Origin of the sequence: Arthrobacter sp. UYCu712 (genome assembly GCF_040547005.1) — a bacterium.
Lineage (GTDB): Bacteria > Actinomycetota > Actinomycetes > Actinomycetales > Micrococcaceae > Arthrobacter.
Genome location: NZ_JBEPOZ010000011.1, coordinates 65,228 through 84,300, shown reverse-complemented (window position 1 = coordinate 84,300; position 19,073 = coordinate 65,228). Strand labels below are relative to the sequence as shown.

The following is a 19,073-nucleotide window of genomic DNA, read 5'->3' as shown; positions in this document are numbered from 1 at the left end:
GCCGTCCGGGATTGCGGGTCCGGCGTTCCGCCGGCGGGCCTGTCCTGCGGACCTGCCACCGGGTTAACGGCCGCGGACCGGAAGGGTGGGCATGCCCAGGGACACGCCGGTCTTGCCGGCGGCCGCGCCGGGGACGGGCGCCCCGCAAGAGTCGGCCTGGGACCTGTCCCAGGCGTCGCCGGCGCGGGAGCGGCGGAGGCTGTAGTCGTCCGCCGACGCAGGATCGGCGACGAGGTGGAAGGAGGCCGCCTCGGTGATGGTCACGGTGACGAGATCGCCGGGGCGCGGCACCTCGGCGCCGGCAGGCACCGAGAAATGCACCAGCCGCTGGTCCTGGGCACGGCCGGAGAGCCGGTGGGTTTCCTCGGCTTTGCGGCCGGACTGGGCCGTGACCATGACCTCGACGCGGCGGCCGAGCTGGCGGGCGTTCTCCTCGGCGGCGATCCGGTCCTGCAGTGCGGTGAGTCGTTCAAAGCGTTCCTGGACCACGGCTTTGGGTAGCTGGTCCGGGAGGTCCGCTGCCGGTGTGCCGGGCCGCTTGGAGTACTGGAAGGTGAAGGCGGTCGCGAAGCGCGACTTCTCCACAACGTCGAGGGTGGCCTGGAAGTCCTCCTCGGTCTCGCCGGGGAATCCGACGATGATGTCCGTCGAAATGGAGGCGTGCGGGATCTTGTCTCGCACCTTGTCCAAGATGCCGAGGAACTTCGTCGAGCGGTAGGAACGGCGCATGTCCTTGAGGACCTTGTCCGAACCGGACTGCAGCGGCATATGCAGCTGGGGCATGACGTTGGGGGTTTCGGCCATGGCGTCGATGACGTCGTCGGTGAAGGCGGCCGGGTGCGGGCTCGTGAAGCGGACGCGTTCCAGGCCCGGGATGTCCCCGCAGGCGCGCAGGAGCTTGGAGAACGCCAGCCGGTCGCCGAATTCGACGCCGTAGGAATTGACGTTCTGGCCCAGCAGCGTCACTTCGATGGCGCCGTCGTCGACGAGGGCCTGGATCTCGGCGAGGATGTCGCCGGGGCGGCGGTCCTTTTCCTTGCCCCGCAGGGCCGGGACGATGCAGAACGTGCAGGTATTGTTGCAGCCCACGGAAATTGAGACCCAGCCGGAGTAGACTGAGTCACGCTTGGTGGGAAGCGTGGACGGGAAGACGTCGAGGGACTCGAGGATCTCGAGCTGCGCCTCGTTGTTGTGGCGTGCCCGGTCCAGCAGGGCAGGCAGGGCGCCGACGTTGTGCGTGCCGAAGACGGCGTCCACCCAGGGCGCCTTCTTCAGGATGGTTTCGCGGTCCTTCTGCGCCAGGCAGCCTCCGACGGCGATCTGCATGCCCGGGTTGGCGGCTTTCACCGGCGCGAGGATGCCGAGGTTGCCGTACAGCTTGTTGTCCGCATTTTCCCGGACCGCGCAGGTGTTGAAGACCACGACGTCGGCCAGTTCCCCCGCCGCGGGAACGTAACCGGCGGCTTCGAGCATCCCGGACATCCGCTCGGAATCGTGGACGTTCATCTGGCAGCCGAAAGTACGCACCTGATAGGTACGGGGCTGCGCGGCGACGGGTGCCTGCGCGGTGCCGGAGGCCGGCGTCCCGTCCGTGGAAGGGGTGGTGCCGGCTGCTGGGGAGGGAATGGTCAAACTCACCTGTTAAGGGTAACGGGTCGGCACGGTTGCCGCGCCGGACCGGGTGCCGGCAGCCCGGTCAGTAGCCTGGACCGGTCAGTAGGCTGGGCCGGCGTCCTCACGGGCCGCCGCATCGGCGACGACCTCGCCCACGAACCGGAAGGCCTGCGAGGGCTGGTAACCCTTGCGGGCAAGCATGGACGCCAGCCGGCGTGTGGTCTTGTCCCGCGTCTCACGGTCCTCGAGCCCGGTGGCTCCCCGGAGCTTACGCTCGACGAGCTCCCGGGCCGCGGCTTCCTCGGCCTCGTCGCTGAGCTGCTCGAGGGCAACAGCGGCAGTGTCGCCGTCGATGCCTTTGTCCGCGAGTTCGCGCCGCAGGGCGCCCTTGGCAAGCTTCCGGCTTTGGGACCGGCTGCGGACCCACATGTCTGCGAACTCCGCGTCGTCGACGAGCCGGACTTCCTCGAAGCGGTCCAGCACGGCTTCGGCGACGTCATCGGGGACGTTCCGCTCGGCCAGCTTGCGGGCGAGCTGGAGCCGGCTCTTGGGTGAGGAAGTCAGCTGCCGCAGCACGATGGTGCGCGCTACCGCCGCCGGATCGGCTTCGAGGTCCTCTTCCGGAGACCCCCCTTGCCCGCGGCGCCCTTCGCGGGGCGCGCCGTGGGCCGCGCCGCCATCCTCGACGGCGGGGGCAGGATTCCGGGACGGGAATCCTGCCCCCTTGCGCCGTCCGCCGTTAGAAGCCGTCAACGGCCTTCAGCTTCGGTGAAGCTTCGGCCTCGACCGGCGCCTTCACGCCGACGCCGAGCTTCTCCTTGATCAGACGCTCGAGCTCGGCCGCAAGCTCGGGGTTGTCGCGCAGGAAGCGGCGCGAGTTCTCCATGCCCTGGCCCAGCTGGTCACCGTCGTAGGTGAACCACGAGCCGGACTTCTTGATAAAACCGTGCTCGACACCCATGTCGATGATGCCGCCCTCGCGGGAAATGCCCTGGCCGTAGATGATGTCGAATTCGGCGATCTTGAAGGGCGGGGCCATCTTGTTCTTGACGATCTTGGCCTTGGTGCGGTTACCGACCGAGTCCGCACCTTCCTTGAGGGTCTGGATCCGGCGGACGTCGATGCGGATGGACGCGTAGAACTTCAGGGCTTTACCACCGGTGGTGGTTTCCGGAGAACCGAAGAACACGCCGATTTTCTCGCGCAACTGGTTGATAAAGATGGCGGTGGTCTTGGTCTGGCTCAGGCGTCCGGTGATCTTACGCAGGGCCTGGCTCATGAGGCGCGCCTGCAGGCCGACGTGGCTGTCGCCCATGTCGCCTTCGATTTCGGCGCGGGGAACCAGCGCGGCAACGGAGTCGATAACGATGACGTCGAGGGAGCCCGAGCCGATCAGCATGTCCATGATCTCCAGGGCCTGCTCGCCGGTATCCGGCTGCGAAACCAGGAGCGCGTCGGTGTCGACGCCCAGCTTGGCGGCATATTCCGGGTCCAGCGCGTGCTCGGCGTCGATGAAGGCTGCGATGCCACCCAGGCGCTGGGCGTTCGCCACCGCGTGCAGTGCGACGGTGGTCTTACCGGAGGATTCCGGGCCGTAGATCTCAACGACCCGGCCGCGGGGCAGCCCGCCAATTCCCAGGGCTACATCCAACGCGATGGAACCGGTCGGGATGACCTCGATGGGCGCCCGGACTTCGTCACCCAGGCGCATGACAGAGCCTTTGCCGAACTGCTTGTCAATCTGGGCAAGCGCTGCATCGAGCGCCTTCTGGCGATCCGGGGCTGCTGCCATGGTTCACACCTCTAATGCTTTCTCGCTGTGGAGTGGCCGTATTTCTCGGCCCGTTATCTGTCTTCACTGACGCTACCTGCACCCACCGACAGAGTTGCCGGCGGCGCCGCGTATGTGGAAACAGTCTAGGAAAAAGCATAGTCCCACCCGAACAGATATTCGAACAATCCGGCGGCGTGTCAACAGCGGAGCGTCCCGGCCGGCCGCCTCCGCTAGGGGTCAGCGCCGCGGGCCTCCGCGGTGGATCAGCGCGGTGTGACGTCGCGGCCCAGCCGGCGTTCTGGCGGCACGTCCTGGACGACGCACAGGGCCAGCCATACCTGCCGCGGCGGGATCCCGGCCCTGAGGGCCTGGTCTGCCGTGCGTCCGCCCACTCCGGCCAGGACCAGCGAGCTGCTGAGGACGCGGGAGTACCCTGCCCCGAACTCGTCGTCCATAAGCCGCCAGAAGTCACTGATTCGCACCAATAAAGTCTCTCACGGTGCGGGACCATAGAATGGTTGCCATGAGCAACCCAGCCGGGGAAACCGGTACGTCAGCAGGAATTCCGGGCGACCCAGGGGATCCCGCCGACGCTGCCCTCAACGCCGTCGAGCACCAGCTGAGCCTGCTCTGGCGCCGGGCCCGTTCGGTCTCCCAGCAGCTGTCCCGGCAGGTTCATCCGGACATGGAGCCTGCCGCGTACGGCTTGCTGTCCGTGATCCGCCGGCAGGGCCCCATCCGGCTCACTGAACTGGCGTCCTGCATCGGCGTCGGCAAGCCCTCCGTGAGCCGCCAGATCGCTTTCCTTGAGAACCTCGACCTCGTGTCCAAGGAGGCCGATCCGCTCGATGGCCGGGCGCAGTCGATCAGGCTGACGGACAAGGGCGAAGAGAAAATGCACCAGGTCCAGGACGCCCGCCGCGAAGTCTTCCGTGAACGGCTCTCGGAGTGGCCGGCCGGGGACCTGCAGGCCCTCGCCACCCTGATGGCGAAGCTCAACGCCACCTACGAGCGCGACGGTTTCCCCAGGGACGAGTCCCTGTAAGGACCGCTGGGGCTCCTACCCGGCACAGCGCCCCGCCGCCGACTTTTCCGGCACAACAGGGCCCGGGGCACGGAAAAGGCCCCCGGCACACCGCCGGGGACCTTCCTGGAATCGCATGGGGGACGGAGCTAGCGCGCCCCGGAAAGAAGGCCCTTGGCCAACTCTTCGTTCAGGTCCGAGTTGAGCTCACGGTCCAGGTCACGGCCGTAGCGCTGTGCGAACTCCTGCGGGACGGTGTCCGGAACTGCCACACCCTCGGCGACGGCGACGCGGTCGCTGACTTCGCGGAGCATGCTGGAGAGCGGAACATCGAGGGCCGAGCAGATCGAGGAAAGAAGCTCCGAGGAGGCTTCCTTTTGGCCGCGTTCCACTTCACTCAGGTAGCCCAGTGAAACACGGGCGCTGTGCGAGACTTCGCGGAGGGTACGGCCTTGGCGTTGGCGAACATCGCGCAGGACATCGCCGATTTCGTGACGAAGTACAACCATTTTGCGCTCCTTCTGTTCGCTCTTAGCCTGATCGGCGAGGCCCACATCCTTCCAGCGGACAACGCCGTTTACGGATACGGGCTGCTTTACCATCTGTATCGCCTTGCTCCCTCGTATGTTGAGTCCGCCGCTGTGAGGCGAACTATTGATGCTTTCATCCTAGGCGCCTCCCATATTCGGAGGCGACACAATGTAACAACTATTGGGATTCAACTTTTGTTCCCGGCAACCTTACGCAGGCTGGCCCGTGGGCGCCAGTACTTCCAGCAGGCGGTCCAGCGCCGCGGCACAGGCCAGGGCCCGGATTTCCGCCCGACTGCCCTCGAAAGTGTAGGCGTACGACGTGGAGCCGTCCGCCGTGGCAATGCCGACATACACCGACCCCACGGCCTTGCCCGCGTGCGGCTCGGGGCCCGCGACGCCGGTGGTGGACACCCCGATGTCGGCCCCGCAGATCCGGCGGGTGCCGGCTGCCATGGCGGCAGCGACCTCTCCGTCCACGGCCCCGACGTCGTCGAGGAGGTCCCGGGGCACTCCCAGCACGCCGGCCTTGACCGAGTCCTGGTAGGAGACCACGCCGCCCTGCAGCATCCCCGAGGCGCCGGGGGTGTCGGCCAGGACGGCAGCGACCATGCCGGCGGTCAGGGATTCGGCGGTGGCGACGGTCAGCCCGCGCTCGATTGCCTGGTTGACGGCCTGTTCCGCGATGCGGTGAAGGTTGGGATGCAGAGTGGTCATTGCTTGCCCTCCTGGTTCTGCGGTGCCCGGCGGCCGCTGGCGCGCAGCTTGAGGGCCTCGATGACGTATTCTCCGCCGGTCCAGACCGTAATGGCCAGGGCAGCCATCATGACGGCAAAGGCCACGACGCCGAGCCACGGCGCGAGGGAGGCCAGCGGGATGACGTACAGGAATATGGCCGCCGTCTGGACGACGGTCTTGAGCTTGCCGCCCCTGGAGGCCGGGATCACGCCGTAGCGGATGACGAAGAACCGCAGCCCCGTGATGCCCCACTCACGGACCAGGATCAGGATGGTGACCCACCACGGGAGTTCCTGGAGCAGGGAGAGCATCACCAGGGCGGAGCCGATCAGGAGCTTGTCCGCGATCGGGTCGGCGATTTTGCCGAAGTCGGTGACGAGTCCGCGGCTGCGGGCGATGTCGCCGTCGAGTTTGTCCGTGTAGATCGCGACGGCGAACGTCGCCGCCGCCACCCAGCGCCAGACGCCGTTCTGGCTGACCAGCCCGGGGGCGTCAAGGATGAGGAACCAGACGAAAAATGGCACCAGCACAATCCGCAGCATCGTCAGGATGTTGGGCAGGTTCCAGATCCGCGCGGCGGATCCGGCACTTTTGGCTTCGGCGCTAGTCACCTTTCTAGGCTACCGTCCGGTGAGCGACCAGGCGTCCTCGGAGCCGTCTTCGTCTTCGCCGGAACCGCCGGAACCGTCCCCGCCGTCGGCGCCATCGTGGTACTCGGTGTTCTGCGTCCGCCGGTCCAGGTCGGCGGCGACGAGGTCTTCCGCGTAGCCCCCCTGGGCAATGTTGGCGTTGGCATTCTCGCTCAGCGCCGCGGTCTGCGGGTCCGCGGTTACCGGACCGTCCTGGCCCTTCATGGCGGCGAGGACGGCGGCGAGGTCGTCCGGCTTGACCAGGACGTCGCGGGCCTTGGATCCCTCGGACGGGCCCACCACTCCCCTGGACTCGAGCAGGTCCATCAGCCGGCCGGCCTTCGCGAAGCCGACGCGGAGCTTTCGCTGCAGCATCGAGGTGGAGCCGAACTGCGTGGTGACCACCAGTTCGGTGGCCTGCAGCAGCACCTCGAGGTCATCCCCGATGTCGTCGTCGATCTGCTTCTTCTGCGCTTCCGGGGCGACGTCGTCACGGTAGACCGCCTTGAGCTGGCCCTTGACGTGTTCGACCACCTTGTGGATTTCAGATTCGGTGACCCAGGCGCCCTGGACGCGCATGGCCTTGGAGGCGCCCATCGGCAGGAACAGCGCGTCGCCCTGGCCGATGAGCTTCTCGGCGCCCGGCTGGTCCAGGACCACTCGGGAGTCCGTGACGGAGGAGGTCGCGAAGGCCATCCGGGACGGCACGTTGGCCTTGATCAGGCCGGTGACGACGTCCACGGACGGGCGCTGGGTGGCCAGGACCAGGTGGATGCCGGCCGCACGCGCCAGCTGGGTGATGCGGACAATGGAATCTTCGACGTCGCGCGGGGCGACCATCATGAGGTCGGCGAGTTCGTCCACGATCACCAGCAGGTAAGGGTACGGCCGGATGACCCGCTTGGAACCCTCCGGCGGGTGGACCTTCCCACCGCGGACGGCCTTGTTGAAGTCGTCGATGTGCTTGAAGCCGTAGTTGGCGAGGTCGTCGTAGCGGGCGTCCATCTCGCGGACCACCCACTGCAGCGCCTCGGCGGCCTTCTTGGGGTTGGTGATGATGGGCGTGATGAGGTGCGGGACGCCTTCGTAGGCGGTCAGCTCCACCCGTTTGGGGTCGACCATGACCATCCGGACCTCGTCGGGTGTGGCCCGCATCAGGATGGAGGTGATCATCGAGTTCACGAACGAGGACTTGCCGGCGCCGGTGGCGCCGGCCACCAGGAGGTGCGGCATCTTGGCGAGGTTCGCGACGACGTAGCCGCCCTCGACGTCCTTGCCGACGCCCATGACCATGGGGTGGTCCGTGCGGCGGGCGTTCTGGCTGCGCAGCACGTCGCCGAGGGAGACGGTCTCGCGGTCCGTGTTGGGAATTTCGATGCCGATGGCCGACTTGCCGGGGATGGGGCTCAGGATGCGGACATCCGAGCTGGCCACGGCATAGGAAATGTTCTTGGACAGCGCCGTGACGCGTTCCACCTTGGTGCCCGCGGACAGTTCGATTTCGTACCGGGTCACGGTGGGGCCGCGGCTGAAGCCGGTGACCTGGGCGTCCACGTTGAACTGGTTCAGCGTGTCCGTCAGGGAGGCCACGATGGCGTCGTTGGCCTCGGTGCGCTCTTTCGGGATGGAGCCGGGCGTCAGGACGTCCGAGGAGGGCAGGGTGTACGTGACGTCCCCGGCCAGGGAGAGCTGTTCGGTGCGCTGCGGAATGGGTGTGGGCAGCGGCGCCGGCGCGACCGGGTTGGACGGGACCTTGGCGGCGGCGGCCGCCGCCGTGCCGGCGGCCAGGTTCAGGGACCCCGCGGCCACCATTCCCGGGGTGACGAGCGGGATCGCCTCGGTGGCGTTTTCCCCGGCGGCAGCGCCGAGGCCCTGGGCCGCCTTGATCTTCTCGACGGCGAGCTCGGCCTGGGTGGGCCGCCGCACGCCGGGAGCCACGGACTTGGAGCCGGATTTGGAGCCGGATTTAGTGCCGATGGCAGCATTCGCGGCCTCGGCTTCCTGGTCCTCGATGAGGGCACGTTCGAAGGCTTCGTCCCCGACATAGCCTTCCATGCCGGCGTCGGCCTCGGCGTCCTTGCCGAAGAGCCGCCGGCGCTTCTTCTTCGCCGGGGCGGCCGGGGCGTCGTTTTCGTAGAGGTAGCTGCGGTCGTGGCCGTCGTCGGCGTCGTGATCCTCCAGATCGATGCCCATGAGGTGCTCGTAGGCGTCCCGGAGCCGGCTGGGGATGGCGCCGAAGGGTGTGGCTGTGACGATCAGCAGCGAGGTAAAGGCGAGCAGGCCGTACACGGCCACGGGGACGGCGGCGTGGATGGCGGCCAGCGGCGCGGCGGCCAGGTAACCGAGCATGCCGCCGGCCTGGCGGAGGCCGTCGAAGCCGTCTGCGACGGTCGGCTCGCCCCCGATGATGTGCGCCAGGGCCGTGCCGGCGAAAGTCATCAGCAGGAAGCCGATGCCGATCCGGTTGTTGCCCCGGCCGTCGATGGGCTGGCGGAACAGGCGGAAGGCGCAGACGAAGAGCATCAGCGGCAGCAGCAGGGACATCCAGCCGAAGGTGCCGTTCACGATCCCGTAGACCGCGTCCGGGAACCAGCCCTGGAAGCCCCACCAGGCGAAGGTGGCGACGAAGACGCCGAGGGCGAGATTGAACAGGGCTGCGCCGTCGCGGCGGTCCTCGGGGGCGAGGTCGCTGACGTCGGAGCCGACGCGGCGGACCCCGGCGCCGACGACGTGGGCAATACCCAGCCAGGCGCCGGCAACGACCCGCACCAGCCAGGGCTGCCTCGGTTCGACGGCGGCCAGCTGGCGGGTCCGTGCGGTGCCTGCCGATCCGGAGGACCGTGTTTTGGACGCAGCCGTGCCCGGGCCGCGGCCCGTGGAGCTGCCTGATTTACCGTTTGAGTTTCCTCTTGGCGCGGAGGAAGTACGTGTCGCCATACCCGCCACGGTACCTGACTTCACCCCGAAAACCCCGGATTTCCGGGCCGGAACGGGAACCATGTTGCCGGCCCCGGGCGTCCCCGCCGGGCGCGCGCACACCCCGCGCACTCCCCCACCGGGGACCTCGTCCGACGCAAAACGGCCCTCCCGGCGAGCCTCAGCCAGGGGCTGTTGCGGGCCGGGAAGGCCGTCGTGGTTTACCCGCGGAGGGCTCCGCGGGTAAGGGGCTTACGCCTCCAGGACCACCGGGATGATCAGGGGCTTGCGGCGCAGTTTGCGGTTGACCCAGGTGCCGACCACACGGCGGACAACCTGCTGCAGCTGGTGCGTGGTGTGGTCCGAGCGGTTGAGCACGGCTTCTTCCAGGGCGGCGTTGATCTTGGGAATGATCTCGTCGAACACTGAGTCGTCCTCGGCCACGCCGCGGGCGTGGATTTCCGGTCCCGAGACCACCTTGCCGGTGGCGCGGTGGATGACCGTGATGATGGAGATGAAGCCTTCATCGCCCAGCGTCTGGCGGTCCTTCAGGTCCGCTTCCGTGACTTCGCCGACGCTGGAGCCGTCGACGTAGACAAACCCGACCTCGACCTGGCCGACGATGTCGGCCTGGTGGTCCCGGAGGTCGATGACGGTGCCGTTGTCCGCGAGCAGGATGCTTTCCTCAGGGACGCCGGAGTCCAGGGCGATCTTGCCGTTGGCGATGAGGTGACGGGTTTCGCCGTGCACCGGCATCGCGTTGAGCGGCTCGAGGATGTTGTAGCAGTACAGCAGCTCGCCGGCCGCGGCATGGCCGGAGACGTGCACCTTGGCGTTGCCCTTGTGGATGACGTCGGCGCCGAGCTTGAGGAGGCCGTTGATGATGCGGAACACGGCGTTCTCGTTGCCCGGGATGAGGCTGGAGGCGAGGATGACGGTGTCGCCCTGGCCCACGACGACGCGGTGGTCACCGTTGGCCATGCGGGACAGGGCTGCCATCGGCTCGCCCTGGGAACCGGTGGACATCAGCACGACGCGGTTGTCCGGCAGGTTGTCGATGTTCTTGATGTCGACCAGGATGCCGGGGGGCACCTCGAGGTAGCCGAGCTTCTCGGCGATGGCCATGTTGCGGACCATCGAGCGGCCGACGAAGGCCACCTTGCGGTTGTGGTTGGCGGCGGCGTCGAGGACCTGCTGGACGCGGTGCACGTGCGAGGAGAAGGACGCGACGATCAGTCGCTTGGAGGCCTGGCCGAAGAGCCGGTCCAGGGTGGGTCCGATTTCCTTCTCCGCGGTGGTGAAGCCCGGCACGTCGGCGTTCGTGGAGTCCGACATGAACAGGTCCACGCCTTCTTCGCCCAGCTTGGCGAAGTGGCGGAGGTCGGTGATCCGGCCGTCCAGGGGCAGCTGGTCCATCTTGAAGTCGCCGGTGTGCAGCACGGTGCCCCCGGAGGTGCGGAGGAACACGGCGAGGGCGTCAGGGATCGAGTGGTTGACGGCGACGAATTCGCATTCGAACGGGCCGAACTTCTGCACCTGTCCCTCGGTGACGGTCTGGGTCACCGGCTTGATCCGGTGTTCCAGCAGCTTCGCCTCGATGAGCGCCAGCGTCAGCCGGGAGCCGATCAGGGGAATGTCGGCGCGCAGTCGCAGCAGGTACGGGACGGCACCGATGTGGTCCTCGTGGCCGTGGGTCAAGACGACGGCCACGATGTCCTCGAGACGGTTCTTGATGTAGGAGAAGTCCGGCAGGATCAGGTCGACGCCGGGCTGGGTCTCCTCCGGGAAGAGGACACCGCAGTCAACGATCAGCAGTTTGCCGTCGATTTCGAAGACCGTCATGTTGCGGCCGATCTCGCCCAGGCCACCGAGCGGGACAATCCGCAGGGTGTCCTTGGCGAGTTTGGGCGGCGTGACAAGGCCGGGAAGGGCGGTTTGGGTCATAGTGCACTACTTTCCAGGCGTTCGCCGGGACGGGTCGTTGCCGATCGGGGAAAACACCCGATCAGGAAAAGACCAGTCCCGCTTCTGCCAAGTCCTCGCGGATGGTTTCGATCTCGGCTTCGCCCGGCTCCACGAGGGGCAAACGGACAACCGAGTTGGGCAGGACTCCCTGCCACTTAAGAACTTGCTTCGCAGCAACAGCACCCTGAATATGGGTCATCACTGCACGGACCACGGGGTCCAGTTCGAAATGTATGGTGCGGGCGGTAGCAAAATCGCCTGCAAGTGCGGCGTCGATCATCGCACGGAACTGCTTGGTGGCCACGTGGGCCGAAACGCTGACGAGCCCGACGGCGCCGGCTGCCATCCACGGCAGCGTCAGTCCGTCGTCGCCCGAATAGACATCCAGATCGGTATTCGCCAGGACACGGGTCACGGCGGCGAAATCCGCCTTGGCATCCTTGAGCGCAATGATGCGGGGGTGGTCCGCTAGACGGATCATCGTCTCCGGCAGGATCGGGACACCGGCCCGGCCGGGGATGTCGTAGACCATGACGGGAAGGTCAGCGGCGTCGGCGACGGCTTCGATGTGGGCCTGGATCCCGGCCTGGCTCGGCTTGTTGTAGTACGGCGTGACGATCAGCTGGCCGTGGGCGCCGGCTTTGGCGGCGCGCTTTGCCATCTCGATCGAGTGTGAGGTGTGGTTGGTGCCGGTCCCGGCGATCACCTTCGCGCGGTCCCCGACAGCTTCGACGATGACGCGGAACAGTTGTTCTTTTTCGTCGTCTTCCAGCGTCGAGGTTTCGCCTGTGGTGCCGGAGATGACGAGGGCGTCGTTGCCGTCGTCGACAAGCTTGCTGGCCAGTTCAGCGGACTCCTGGTAGTCGACCTCACCGTCGGCGGTGAAAGGCGTGACCATGGCGGTCACGAGGGTTCCGAACGTGTAAGAGCGAATGTCAGAGTCAACCATGGTAAAAACGTTACCCTGTCTGCGGCATGTTAGGAGAATGGCGGGGGCGTGATGAGCGTCAAATTCGCGCGTCCGGGCTTCCGGGCGTCACACGAGCGTCGGAATTTCAGCACCCGCGAGGGACAGCTCCGGAAAGACCACGAGCCTGGCCCCATGGTCAGCTGCGTCTTCGATCAGGCGGATGTGCTCCGGCACGTTGGCTGCGGGGCCGCCGTCGAGTGCCTGGTACTGGATGGCGGAGAGTGTCAGCGCGGTGGTCACGCTGCCATCGTAGGCACTCCGCACCGCCCGGTCGGGATTTCAGGCGGCCGGAGGTGCACCTCCGGCGGGTGTGGCGCAGTACCGGCCCACGGCGGCCTCACGCATGGACTCCGCCCAGGCCGAAAGCCGCTGGGCGGCGCGTACGTAGTGGAACAGTTCCGTGGGCGTGAGCGCCTCAAGGTCCGTCTCGGCGAGCCGGCGGGCCAGCTCGGCACCGGGCGCCTGCGCCGCCAGCACCGTGCCCTCCTGGTGCCACTGGATATCTTCCGCTGACTCGCCGGCGACGAGTTGCCGGAAGAGGAAATCCACAACCCCGGGACTCATCGCCTTCAGCACGCCGGGCGCCCCTTCGGGAACTGCCTGACCCTGGACTGCCTGATCCCGAAATGCCCGGTCCGGGAACGCTGGAGGGTGGGAAGCGGGGTCTGGTGCGTTGTTCATGGCCCCATGGTATTCGAACATATATTCGAATACAAGGCCTGTGGAGCTCCTGTGAACATGTCCGGGCACCCGCATGCGGGGGCCTCGCGCCGGCCGGACATGAGACGATCGAAAGATGACCCAGCGCGCAACGGCCTCGAATTCCCGGACCGCCCGGGGCAAGCGGCCCGGCGCCCGGCTGGCAGGTATCGATGCCGCCCGCGGGCTGGCGCTCCTGGGCATGATGGCCACCCATGTGCTGCCCACCTTCGAGCCCGATGCCCAGCTCACCCCGACGTGGGTGGGGCTGGTGTTCTCCGGACGCGCCTCCGCCTTGTTCGCCGTGCTGGCAGGGATCGGGCTGGCCCTGTCCACGGGAAAGCAGCAACCCCTCCAGGGCCCGGACCTGTGGGCGGCCCGGCGCGGCATCGCCCTGCGCGCCCTCGTGGTCGGCGCCGTCGGGCTCTCGCTGGGCGGTCTCGAAGTCAATATCGCCATCATCCTGGTCCACTACGCGGTCCTGTTCCTCTGCGTCCTTCCGTTCCTCGGGCTCGGCGTCAAAAGACTGTTGCCCCTCGCCGCCGCCTGGATCGTGGTGGCGCCTGTGCTGGCTTTTCTGCTTCGGCCCTGGCTCCTGGCGGCCACTCCGCCGCTGCACCTCGGACACAACCCCGGCTGGGACGACCTCGGGACCCCGGCGGCCCTGCTCGGCGATCTATTCCTGACCGGCTATTACCCCGTGTTCCAGTGGATCGCCTATCTGCTGATCGGCCTCGCCATCGGCCGGATGGCCCTGACGGCGGCGGCCGTTCCGGCGCTGCTGCTGGCCGGCGGAGCCATGGTGGCCATCTTGGCCAAATGGGCCAGCGTTCTCATGATGGAGGACTGGGGCGGCCGGCGGGCACTCGAAGAGCAGCTGGCGGACCCCTCGTATCCGCTGGCGAACCTGCTGCAGGTCAACGTTGCCGGGGTGGAGCAGTCCGGATCGTGGTGGTGGCTGGCCACAAGCGCCCCGCACTCGGGCAGCACGCTGGACCTGCTGCATACCTCAGGGGTCGCGGCCGCAGTTGTGGGTGCCTGCCTGCTGCTGGGCCGGCTTGCCGAATGGGTCGAGCTGGACCTGCTGCTCCCATTGCGCGGCGCCGGCGCCCTGACGTTGAGCCTCTACACGGCCCATCTGTGCGTGATGGCATCCCTGTACCAGAAGCCGCTGCCATCCGGGTGGACGGTGGATGGTGTGTACTGGGCGCAGGCAGCCGCCGTCGTGATTATTGGCGGGATCTTCGCCGCCCTGGCATGGCGCGGGCCGCTGGAATGGGTGGCCCATGCGGCCAACCAGCTGGGCCGGCACCAGCCGGCCCGCCTCCGCTAGGCCGCGGGCGTCCCGGAGGAGCCCGAACGGAACAGGCGGACGGCGTCGCGCATCGAGGCGCGGGCGCGCTTGCGGTCACCCGAGGCGTCGTAGGCGCAGCTGAGCCGGAACCATGAGCGCCAGTCCTCCGGCGCCGCTTCAGTCTCCTCCCGGTACTTTTCGAATTCGAGATCCGCGGCCTCCCGGATGATCCGCCCGGCCGGGGTGCGCGGCAGGTTGTCCTCCGGCAGCCCGCCTTCGGCTTCGAGGATTTTCGCCATCTGCTCGGTACGGGCGCCGAACAGCAGCTCCCGGACGAGGGCCCAGGCCCCGACCAGCGGCAGGACCAGGTAGGCCACGCCGATGGCCTTCGCCACGAGGTTGGGATCGGACATCAGGAGCACGGAACGCTGGAAGGACACCACCAGATAGAACACGAGCAGGAGGGTGACGGCGCCGACCCAGATCTTGGTGCGGTTGGCTTTCAGGGCGGTCAGCACATTGGCCACGGCGTTCAGAGTCCCAGGTCCAGGTAGCCGTCGAGTCCCAGGGTCAGGCCCGGGTTCGCGGCAACGTTGCGGATGCCCAGCAGCACGCCGGGCATGAAGGAGGCGCGATCAAAGGAGTCGTGCCGGAAGGTCAGCTGCTCCCCCGGCCCGCCCAGCAGGACTTCCTGGTGTGCTACGAGCCCGCGCAGCCGGACGCTGTGCACCCGCACGCCGTCGACGTCGCAGCCGCGCGCGCCGGGGCGTTCGCTGGTGGTGGCGTCCGGGCTGGCGGGAACGCCGGCGGCTTCCCGCTCGGCCGCGATCAGCTGGGCGGTCCGCACGGCTGTTCCCGAGGGGGCGTCGACCTTGTCAGGGTGGTGCAGTTCGATGATCTCGACAGATTCGAAGTACCGCGCGGCCTTGGCGGCGAAGGCCGAGGCCAGGACCGAGCCGAGGGCAAAATTGGGGGCTATCAGGACCCCGGTGTCCTGCCGGCCGGCGAGGAGTTCCTCGAGCCGTGCCAGCCGGTCCGCGTCCCAGCCGGTGGTGCCGACAACGGCGTGCATGCCGTGTTCGACGGCGAAACGGACGTTGGCTTCGGTGCCTTCCGGGACCGTCAGGTCCACCACGATCCGGGCGCCGGCGTCGACGAGCGTGTCGAGGGAATCGTTCCGGCCCAGGGCCGCGACAAGCTTAAGGTCCGCGGCGGCTTCGACAGCCTTCACCGCCTCGGCACCCATGCGCCCGTTCGCGCCCAGCACGGCGACTGCGAGTTGTTCGATCATGCCATCAACCCTACCGCCGGGGCCGGGGCCTCCTTGAACCGGAGACCTGCGTTGAAGCCCAATCCTGCGACTGTCAGGCTGGATTGACGGCACCCGCCTGTCAGTCCAAACTGACAGGCATGGATAATGACGAACTGTCCGCGCACATTCATTCACTTGACCCCGCGGTCGGTCTACGGGCGGTCGGCGCCCTTCACCGTCTCGCAGAACAGGTCGAGGCAGCGCAGGTAGGGGCTGCTCGGGAACAGGGATGGACCTGGGAGCAGATCGGTGACGCCCTGGGCGTCTCACGGCAGTCCGTCCACGCGAAATACCGAGAGTGAGGGCACACGATGTTTGAACGATTTGCCGACGACACCCGCAAGATCGTCGGCTTTGCCATGGAAGAGGCCCGCTACAGCGGCGACAAGCGGCTGGGCACGGATCATCTGCTGTTGGGGGCGCTTCACGATCCCGGTCCGGCCGGCATTCTTGGTGTCACGCTCGATCAGGCGAGGGCGGCAGCAGCGACGCTGGACCGCGCAGCACTCGCGTCCATCGGAATTGATGCCCAGGGCTTTGAACGCGGCACAATGCCCAGCCGGGGGAAAAAGCCGCCCTTCTGCTCAGGTGCCCGGTCGGTCATGGAAAGCATGCTTCGGTACACCATTGACCAGAAGTCACGACACATCACCACCGCGGACCTTCTGCTCTCGCTGCTGGACCGCGAAGAACATGATCCGGCGGCCTCGCTCCTCGACGAGCTGGGGGTCGACAGGGCCGAGGCCCGTCGCATGGTCCTTGCCCTTGATCGCGGGCTACCGGGCTGACGGGCTGACGGCCGGGTTCCTACTCCCCCGCGCCGACCCACTCGACCGTGCCGTCGGTGAAGAACTGTTCCTTCCAGATGGGAACCTGGGACTTGATCCGGTCCACAAGCTCAGAGCAGACCTCGAAGGCCTGGCCGCGGTGCGCGGCCGAGACGGCGCAGACCAGCGCCGGGTCGCCGATCCCGAGCATGCCGATCCGGTGCGCAGCCCAGATCCGCACGGGCTGGTCCGGCCCGCTGCCGGTCCCGCCGGCGCTCGACTGTTCGGCGACGAGCCGGGCGACGACGTCGGCCATCACCTGGTGCGCCGTGGGGTGGGCGCTGTAGCTGAGCCGCCGGACGGGCTTGCCGCCGTCGTGGTTCCGGACGACGCCGCTGAAGCTGACGACCGCCCCGGCGGTGTCCGATTCGACTGCGGCGATGGCCTGGTCCACGGAGATCGGTTCAGCGCTGAGGACGGCGTGGACGATTTCAAAACCAGTGTCAGTGCCCATGGCTGCCTTCGAGCTGGTCGCAGAGGTGTCCGAGGATGGGATCCAGCACACCCAGGCCGTCCATGACGCCCTTCGGGGATCCGGGGAGGTTGACGATGAAAGTCTGTCCTGCTGCCCCGGCGTGGCCCCGGCTCAGCATGGCCAGGGGCGTTTTGGCCGTTCCCGCGCTCCGGATTCCTTCCATGATGCCCGGAATCTCGCGGTCCAGGAAAGGCAGGGTCTGTTCCGGGGTGGCGTCGGTGGGGCTGAGGCCCGTGCCGCCGCTGGTGATGATGACGGCGGGCTGCTGGGTCAGGAGGGCGCGGAGGGCAGCCCCCACCGGCTCGCCGTCCGGGACGACGAGCGGGGGGAACGGCTCGAAGCCGTGTTCGGTGAGCCAGTCGATGATGACGGGACCGGTGAGGTCGTCATAGACGCCGGCTGCGGCCCGCGTCGAGGCAATCACGACGCCGGCCTTCCGCCCGGTCGCTTCGCCGTGCCGGTGTGGTTCGGGCATGCTCATATGGTCCAGTCCCCGCTCTTGCCGCCGCTTTTGGCCAGCACTTTGATGTCGGTAAGGACCGCGTGCTTGTCCACGGCCTTGATCATGTCGTACACGCTGAGCGCTGCCACCGAGGCGGCGGTCAGCGCTTCCATCTCTACGCCGGTGACGCCACGGGTCTTGACAGTGGCGAACACAGTGATGGACGAGGTGTCCAGTTCGAAGTCGACGGTGACTTTGGCGATCGGCAGCGGATGGCACAGCGGAATGAGGTCGGAGGTCTTTTTGGCCGCCAGGATGCCGGCGATGCGGGCGACGGCCAGCGCATCGCCCTTGGGCAGGTCACCGGCGCCGAGGAGGGCCAGGACTTCGGCCGTACTGTTGACCGTGGCGGTGGCCGTGGCCTCCCGCGTTGATTCGGCTTTGTTGGACACGTCGACCATTTGGGCGGTGCCGTCCTGGCGCAGGTGGGTCAGGACCGGTTTTCTGGCTTCAGTGGTAACGGTTTCCGCGTCAGCACCTGCCGGGTTTCCCGTTGTGGGGATATCTGCATCGTTCACAGCATCCATACTTCCACTTCTGCGCCCTCAGCGAGCGCGGCAATTCCTTCGGGGACGTGGATGAGGGCGTTCGAGTGTGCCAGGGCGCTGACCAGGTGCGAGCCTGCGCCGCCTTCGAGGCGGACCGTGCCGTCCGGCTGGAGCGTGCCGCGCCGGACCTGGTGCTTGCCCGGCGGTGACGTCACGGCTTCGGCCAGCTGCGCCCGGACCGCGGGACGCGGGGCGGGCGCGCCGAACAGGGCGCCCAGTACGGGGCGCAGGAACATCTCGAAGGAGACGAGGCAGCTCACCGGGTTCCCCGGGAAGCCGAGGACGGGGACGCCGTCGAACGTTCCGATCCCCTGCGGGCCGCCGGGCTGCATGGCGACGCCGAGGAAGTCCACCTCATGGCCTTCCATCGCCTGCCGGACCACCTCGTAGGCGCCCTGGCTGACGCCGCCGGTGGTGACGATCAGGTCCACGTCCGGGGCGTGCCGGCGCAGCAGCGCGGCGAGTTCCCCGGGCCGGTCCGTGGAAATCCCGGTCCTGGTCACGTCCAGGCCGGCCTGGCGCATCGCGGCTTCGAGAAGGGTTCCATTGGAGTCGTAGATTTTGCCGGCCTCCAGCGGGCGGCCGGGTTCCACGACTTCGTCGCCGGTGGTGACAAGGAGGATCCGCAGGGCGCGGTAAACAGCCACTTCGGTGAGCCCGAGCGCGGCCAGCAGTCCCAGTTGTCCCGGTCCCAGGAACGTCCCGGCGGCCAGGGCGGGCTCTCCGGCGCGGATGTCGCTGCCCGCGTCGCGGACAAAGTTCCCCGCCGGGGCGGCGGGCACGGTGACAGTGGCCGCCTCACCGGGCACGGGGAAGGAATCCGGTACGGCCTGTTCAATGGGCACGACGGCGTCAGCGCCCGGCGGCATCATGGCCCCGGTCATGATCGGGGCGGCCGTGCCGGGGGCGAGTTCCTGCGGGGCGGCTCCGGCGGGGATGGGCGCCACAACGCGCAGTTCCGTCCCGCCGTCGGGCACGTCCGAACTCAGGATGGCGAAGCCGTCCATCTGGGAGTTGGCGAAGGGCGGGAGGTCCACCGGTGCCACGATGTCCGCCGCGAGCCCGCGCCCGAGAGCCGCGAGCAGCGGAAGCTTTTCAATCCGGTCCGGAGTGCGGAGCGGGGCCAGCAGCCGGCGGACTGACTCGCGGTGCTCGTCCACGCTGGGGCGCCGTGTCTGGGTGCGGTGCATACGATATGTGACCCCTCGTCGTGGCCCGGTGGCCCGGCCCTGTTGTGCCCGGCCCGTGTCTGGTCG

The 19,073-nt window shown here is 67.8% G+C and carries 22 protein-coding genes; 4 read left to right on the top strand and 18 right to left on the bottom strand.

The features are described from left to right. Nucleotides 1-63: 63 nt before the first annotated feature. The 4 genes from miaB to ABIB51_RS12695 all read right to left on the bottom strand — a co-directional run bounded on the left by miaB (nucleotide 64) and on the right by ABIB51_RS12695 (nucleotide 3,870). Nucleotides 64-1,638: a tRNA (N6-isopentenyl adenosine(37)-C2)-methylthiotransferase MiaB gene (miaB, locus tag ABIB51_RS12710; RefSeq protein ID WP_354188501.1), complete on the bottom strand. Its 1,575-nt coding sequence runs from the start codon at nucleotides 1,636-1,638 to the stop codon at nucleotides 64-66. Between the two features lie 75 nt (nucleotides 1,639-1,713). After that, entirely contained in the window at nucleotides 1,714-2,193 is a 480-nt protein-coding gene (locus tag ABIB51_RS12705; RefSeq protein ID WP_354188613.1) for a regulatory protein RecX, read from the bottom strand. A 160-nt stretch (nucleotides 2,194-2,353) separates the two neighbouring features. Continuing rightward, nucleotides 2,354-3,406, bottom strand: coding sequence for a recombinase RecA (gene recA, locus ABIB51_RS12700; RefSeq protein WP_354188499.1), 1,053 nt, complete (start codon nucleotides 3,404-3,406; stop codon nucleotides 2,354-2,356). Between the two features lie 245 nt (nucleotides 3,407-3,651). Beyond that, nucleotides 3,652-3,870 (bottom strand): DUF3046 domain-containing protein, encoded by a 219-nt coding sequence (locus ABIB51_RS12695; RefSeq protein ID WP_354188497.1) that lies wholly within the window; start codon nucleotides 3,868-3,870, stop codon nucleotides 3,652-3,654. 41 nt (nucleotides 3,871-3,911) lie between these two features. Here ABIB51_RS12695 and ABIB51_RS12690 point away from each other — a divergent pair, with 41 nt between their 5' ends. Further along, on the top strand, nucleotides 3,912-4,433 hold the full coding sequence (locus ABIB51_RS12690; RefSeq protein WP_502916124.1) for a MarR family winged helix-turn-helix transcriptional regulator: 522 nt from the start codon (nucleotides 3,912-3,914) through the stop codon (nucleotides 4,431-4,433). A gap of 128 nt (nucleotides 4,434-4,561) precedes the next feature. Here the strand turns inward: ABIB51_RS12690 and ABIB51_RS12685 are convergent, their stop codons facing one another. From ABIB51_RS12685 to ABIB51_RS12650, 8 genes are all read right to left on the bottom strand, one after another. Then, entirely contained in the window at nucleotides 4,562-5,014 is a 453-nt protein-coding gene (locus ABIB51_RS12685; protein WP_354188493.1) for a helix-turn-helix domain-containing protein, read from the bottom strand. Nucleotides 5,015-5,152: 138 nt separating this feature from the next. Then, a complete protein-coding gene (locus ABIB51_RS12680; protein WP_354188491.1) occupies nucleotides 5,153-5,659 on the bottom strand; it encodes a CinA family protein in 507 nt (168 codons plus the stop codon). Further along, complete coding sequence (gene pgsA, locus ABIB51_RS12675; protein ID WP_354188489.1) at nucleotides 5,656-6,291, bottom strand: CDP-diacylglycerol--glycerol-3-phosphate 3-phosphatidyltransferase; 636 nt, start codon at nucleotides 6,289-6,291, stop codon at nucleotides 5,656-5,658. The genes ABIB51_RS12680 and pgsA overlap by 4 nt, the downstream gene beginning before the upstream one ends. A 9-nt stretch (nucleotides 6,292-6,300) precedes the next feature. Further along, the gene (locus tag ABIB51_RS12670) at nucleotides 6,301-9,246 is read right to left on the bottom strand and encodes an FtsK/SpoIIIE family DNA translocase (protein ID WP_354188487.1); all 2,946 of its coding nucleotides are present in this window, start codon (nucleotides 9,244-9,246) and stop codon (nucleotides 6,301-6,303) included. A 231-nt stretch (nucleotides 9,247-9,477) separates the two neighbouring features. Next, entirely contained in the window at nucleotides 9,478-11,169 is a 1,692-nt protein-coding gene (locus ABIB51_RS12665; protein WP_354188485.1) for a ribonuclease J, read from the bottom strand. A gap of 61 nt (nucleotides 11,170-11,230) precedes the next feature. Continuing rightward, entirely contained in the window at nucleotides 11,231-12,139 is a 909-nt protein-coding gene (dapA, locus tag ABIB51_RS12660) for a 4-hydroxy-tetrahydrodipicolinate synthase (RefSeq protein ID WP_354188483.1), read from the bottom strand. A gap of 87 nt (nucleotides 12,140-12,226) precedes the next feature. Next, complete coding sequence (locus ABIB51_RS12655) at nucleotides 12,227-12,400, bottom strand: nitrilase-related carbon-nitrogen hydrolase (protein ID WP_354188481.1); 174 nt, start codon at nucleotides 12,398-12,400, stop codon at nucleotides 12,227-12,229. Between the two features lie 39 nt (nucleotides 12,401-12,439). Then, nucleotides 12,440-12,841, bottom strand: coding sequence for a hypothetical protein (locus ABIB51_RS12650; RefSeq protein WP_354188479.1), 402 nt, complete (start codon nucleotides 12,839-12,841; stop codon nucleotides 12,440-12,442). 115 nt (nucleotides 12,842-12,956) lie between these two features. On the opposite strand from ABIB51_RS12650, the gene ABIB51_RS12645 reads away from it, so the two are divergent. After that, on the top strand, nucleotides 12,957-14,192 hold the full coding sequence (locus ABIB51_RS12645; RefSeq protein WP_354188477.1) for a heparan-alpha-glucosaminide N-acetyltransferase domain-containing protein: 1,236 nt from the start codon (nucleotides 12,957-12,959) through the stop codon (nucleotides 14,190-14,192). Here ABIB51_RS12645 and ABIB51_RS12640 read toward each other — a convergent pair. After that, the gene (locus ABIB51_RS12640) at nucleotides 14,189-14,680 is read right to left on the bottom strand and encodes a hypothetical protein (protein ID WP_354188475.1); all 492 of its coding nucleotides are present in this window, start codon (nucleotides 14,678-14,680) and stop codon (nucleotides 14,189-14,191) included. The genes ABIB51_RS12645 and ABIB51_RS12640 overlap by 4 nt on opposite strands. A 5-nt stretch (nucleotides 14,681-14,685) precedes the next feature. Further along, nucleotides 14,686-15,444 carry a 4-hydroxy-tetrahydrodipicolinate reductase gene (gene dapB / locus ABIB51_RS12635; RefSeq protein ID WP_354188473.1) on the bottom strand — a complete coding sequence of 253 codons (759 nt, stop codon included), beginning with the start codon at nucleotides 15,442-15,444 and terminating at the stop codon, nucleotides 14,686-14,688. Nucleotides 15,445-15,563: 119 nt separating this feature from the next. On the opposite strand from dapB, the gene ABIB51_RS12630 reads away from it, so the two are divergent. Together ABIB51_RS12630 and ABIB51_RS12625 are read left to right on the top strand one after the other, a co-directional pair. Further along, nucleotides 15,564-15,767 carry a helix-turn-helix domain-containing protein gene (locus ABIB51_RS12630; RefSeq protein ID WP_354188471.1) on the top strand — a complete coding sequence of 68 codons (204 nt, stop codon included), beginning with the start codon at nucleotides 15,564-15,566 and terminating at the stop codon, nucleotides 15,765-15,767. Nucleotides 15,768-15,776: 9 nt separating this feature from the next. Then, nucleotides 15,777-16,253 (top strand): Clp protease N-terminal domain-containing protein, encoded by a 477-nt coding sequence (locus tag ABIB51_RS12625; protein WP_354188469.1) that lies wholly within the window; start codon nucleotides 15,777-15,779, stop codon nucleotides 16,251-16,253. Between the two features lie 19 nt (nucleotides 16,254-16,272). On the opposite strand, the gene ABIB51_RS12620 is transcribed toward ABIB51_RS12625, so the two are convergent. The 4 genes from ABIB51_RS12620 to ABIB51_RS12605 form a co-directional block, all read right to left on the bottom strand. Continuing rightward, a complete protein-coding gene (locus ABIB51_RS12620; protein WP_354188467.1) occupies nucleotides 16,273-16,746 on the bottom strand; it encodes a molybdenum cofactor biosynthesis protein MoaE in 474 nt (157 codons plus the stop codon). Further along, nucleotides 16,736-17,248 carry a MogA/MoaB family molybdenum cofactor biosynthesis protein gene (locus ABIB51_RS12615; protein ID WP_354188465.1) on the bottom strand — a complete coding sequence of 171 codons (513 nt, stop codon included), beginning with the start codon at nucleotides 17,246-17,248 and terminating at the stop codon, nucleotides 16,736-16,738. Before ABIB51_RS12615 ends, ABIB51_RS12620 begins: the two co-directional genes overlap by 11 nt. Further along, the gene (gene moaC / locus ABIB51_RS12610) at nucleotides 17,245-17,670 is read right to left on the bottom strand and encodes a cyclic pyranopterin monophosphate synthase MoaC (RefSeq protein WP_354188611.1); all 426 of its coding nucleotides are present in this window, start codon (nucleotides 17,668-17,670) and stop codon (nucleotides 17,245-17,247) included. Before moaC ends, ABIB51_RS12615 begins: the two co-directional genes overlap by 4 nt. 113 nt (nucleotides 17,671-17,783) lie before the next feature. Continuing rightward, complete coding sequence (locus tag ABIB51_RS12605; RefSeq protein ID WP_354188463.1) at nucleotides 17,784-19,007, bottom strand: molybdopterin molybdotransferase MoeA; 1,224 nt, start codon at nucleotides 19,005-19,007, stop codon at nucleotides 17,784-17,786. Nucleotides 19,008-19,073 lie beyond the last annotated feature (66 nt).

What these genes read in the sequence shown, in the direction of transcription:
- recA (WP_354188499.1), bottom strand. Translation starts at nt 3,406, where the DNA reads ATGGCAGCAGCCCCGGATCGCCAGAAGGCGCTCGATGCAGCGCTTGCC.
- ABIB51_RS12690 (WP_502916124.1), top strand. Translation starts at nt 3,912, where the DNA reads ATGAGCAACCCAGCCGGGGAAACCGGTACGTCAGCAGGAATTCCGGGC.
- ABIB51_RS12685 (WP_354188493.1), bottom strand. Translation starts at nt 5,014, where the DNA reads ATGGTAAAGCAGCCCGTATCCGTAAACGGCGTTGTCCGCTGGAAGGAT.
- ABIB51_RS12680 (WP_354188491.1), bottom strand. Translation starts at nt 5,659, where the DNA reads ATGACCACTCTGCATCCCAACCTTCACCGCATCGCGGAACAGGCCGTC.
- ABIB51_RS12670 (WP_354188487.1), bottom strand. Translation starts at nt 9,246, where the DNA reads ATGGCGACACGTACTTCCTCCGCGCCAAGAGGAAACTCAAACGGTAAA.
- ABIB51_RS12665 (WP_354188485.1), bottom strand. Translation starts at nt 11,169, where the DNA reads ATGACCCAAACCGCCCTTCCCGGCCTTGTCACGCCGCCCAAACTCGCC.
- dapA (WP_354188483.1), bottom strand. Translation starts at nt 12,139, where the DNA reads ATGGTTGACTCTGACATTCGCTCTTACACGTTCGGAACCCTCGTGACC.
- ABIB51_RS12650 (WP_354188479.1), bottom strand. Translation starts at nt 12,841, where the DNA reads ATGAACAACGCACCAGACCCCGCTTCCCACCCTCCAGCGTTCCCGGAC.
- ABIB51_RS12645 (WP_354188477.1), top strand. Translation starts at nt 12,957, where the DNA reads ATGACCCAGCGCGCAACGGCCTCGAATTCCCGGACCGCCCGGGGCAAG.
- dapB (WP_354188473.1), bottom strand. Translation starts at nt 15,444, where the DNA reads ATGATCGAACAACTCGCAGTCGCCGTGCTGGGCGCGAACGGGCGCATG.
- ABIB51_RS12630 (WP_354188471.1), top strand. Translation starts at nt 15,564, where the DNA reads ATGGATAATGACGAACTGTCCGCGCACATTCATTCACTTGACCCCGCG.
- ABIB51_RS12625 (WP_354188469.1), top strand. Translation starts at nt 15,777, where the DNA reads ATGTTTGAACGATTTGCCGACGACACCCGCAAGATCGTCGGCTTTGCC.
- ABIB51_RS12620 (WP_354188467.1), bottom strand. Translation starts at nt 16,746, where the DNA reads ATGGGCACTGACACTGGTTTTGAAATCGTCCACGCCGTCCTCAGCGCT.
- ABIB51_RS12615 (WP_354188465.1), bottom strand. Translation starts at nt 17,248, where the DNA reads ATGAGCATGCCCGAACCACACCGGCACGGCGAAGCGACCGGGCGGAAG.
- moaC (WP_354188611.1), bottom strand. Translation starts at nt 17,670, where the DNA reads ATGGTCGACGTGTCCAACAAAGCCGAATCAACGCGGGAGGCCACGGCC.
- ABIB51_RS12605 (WP_354188463.1), bottom strand. Translation starts at nt 19,007, where the DNA reads ATGCACCGCACCCAGACACGGCGCCCCAGCGTGGACGAGCACCGCGAG.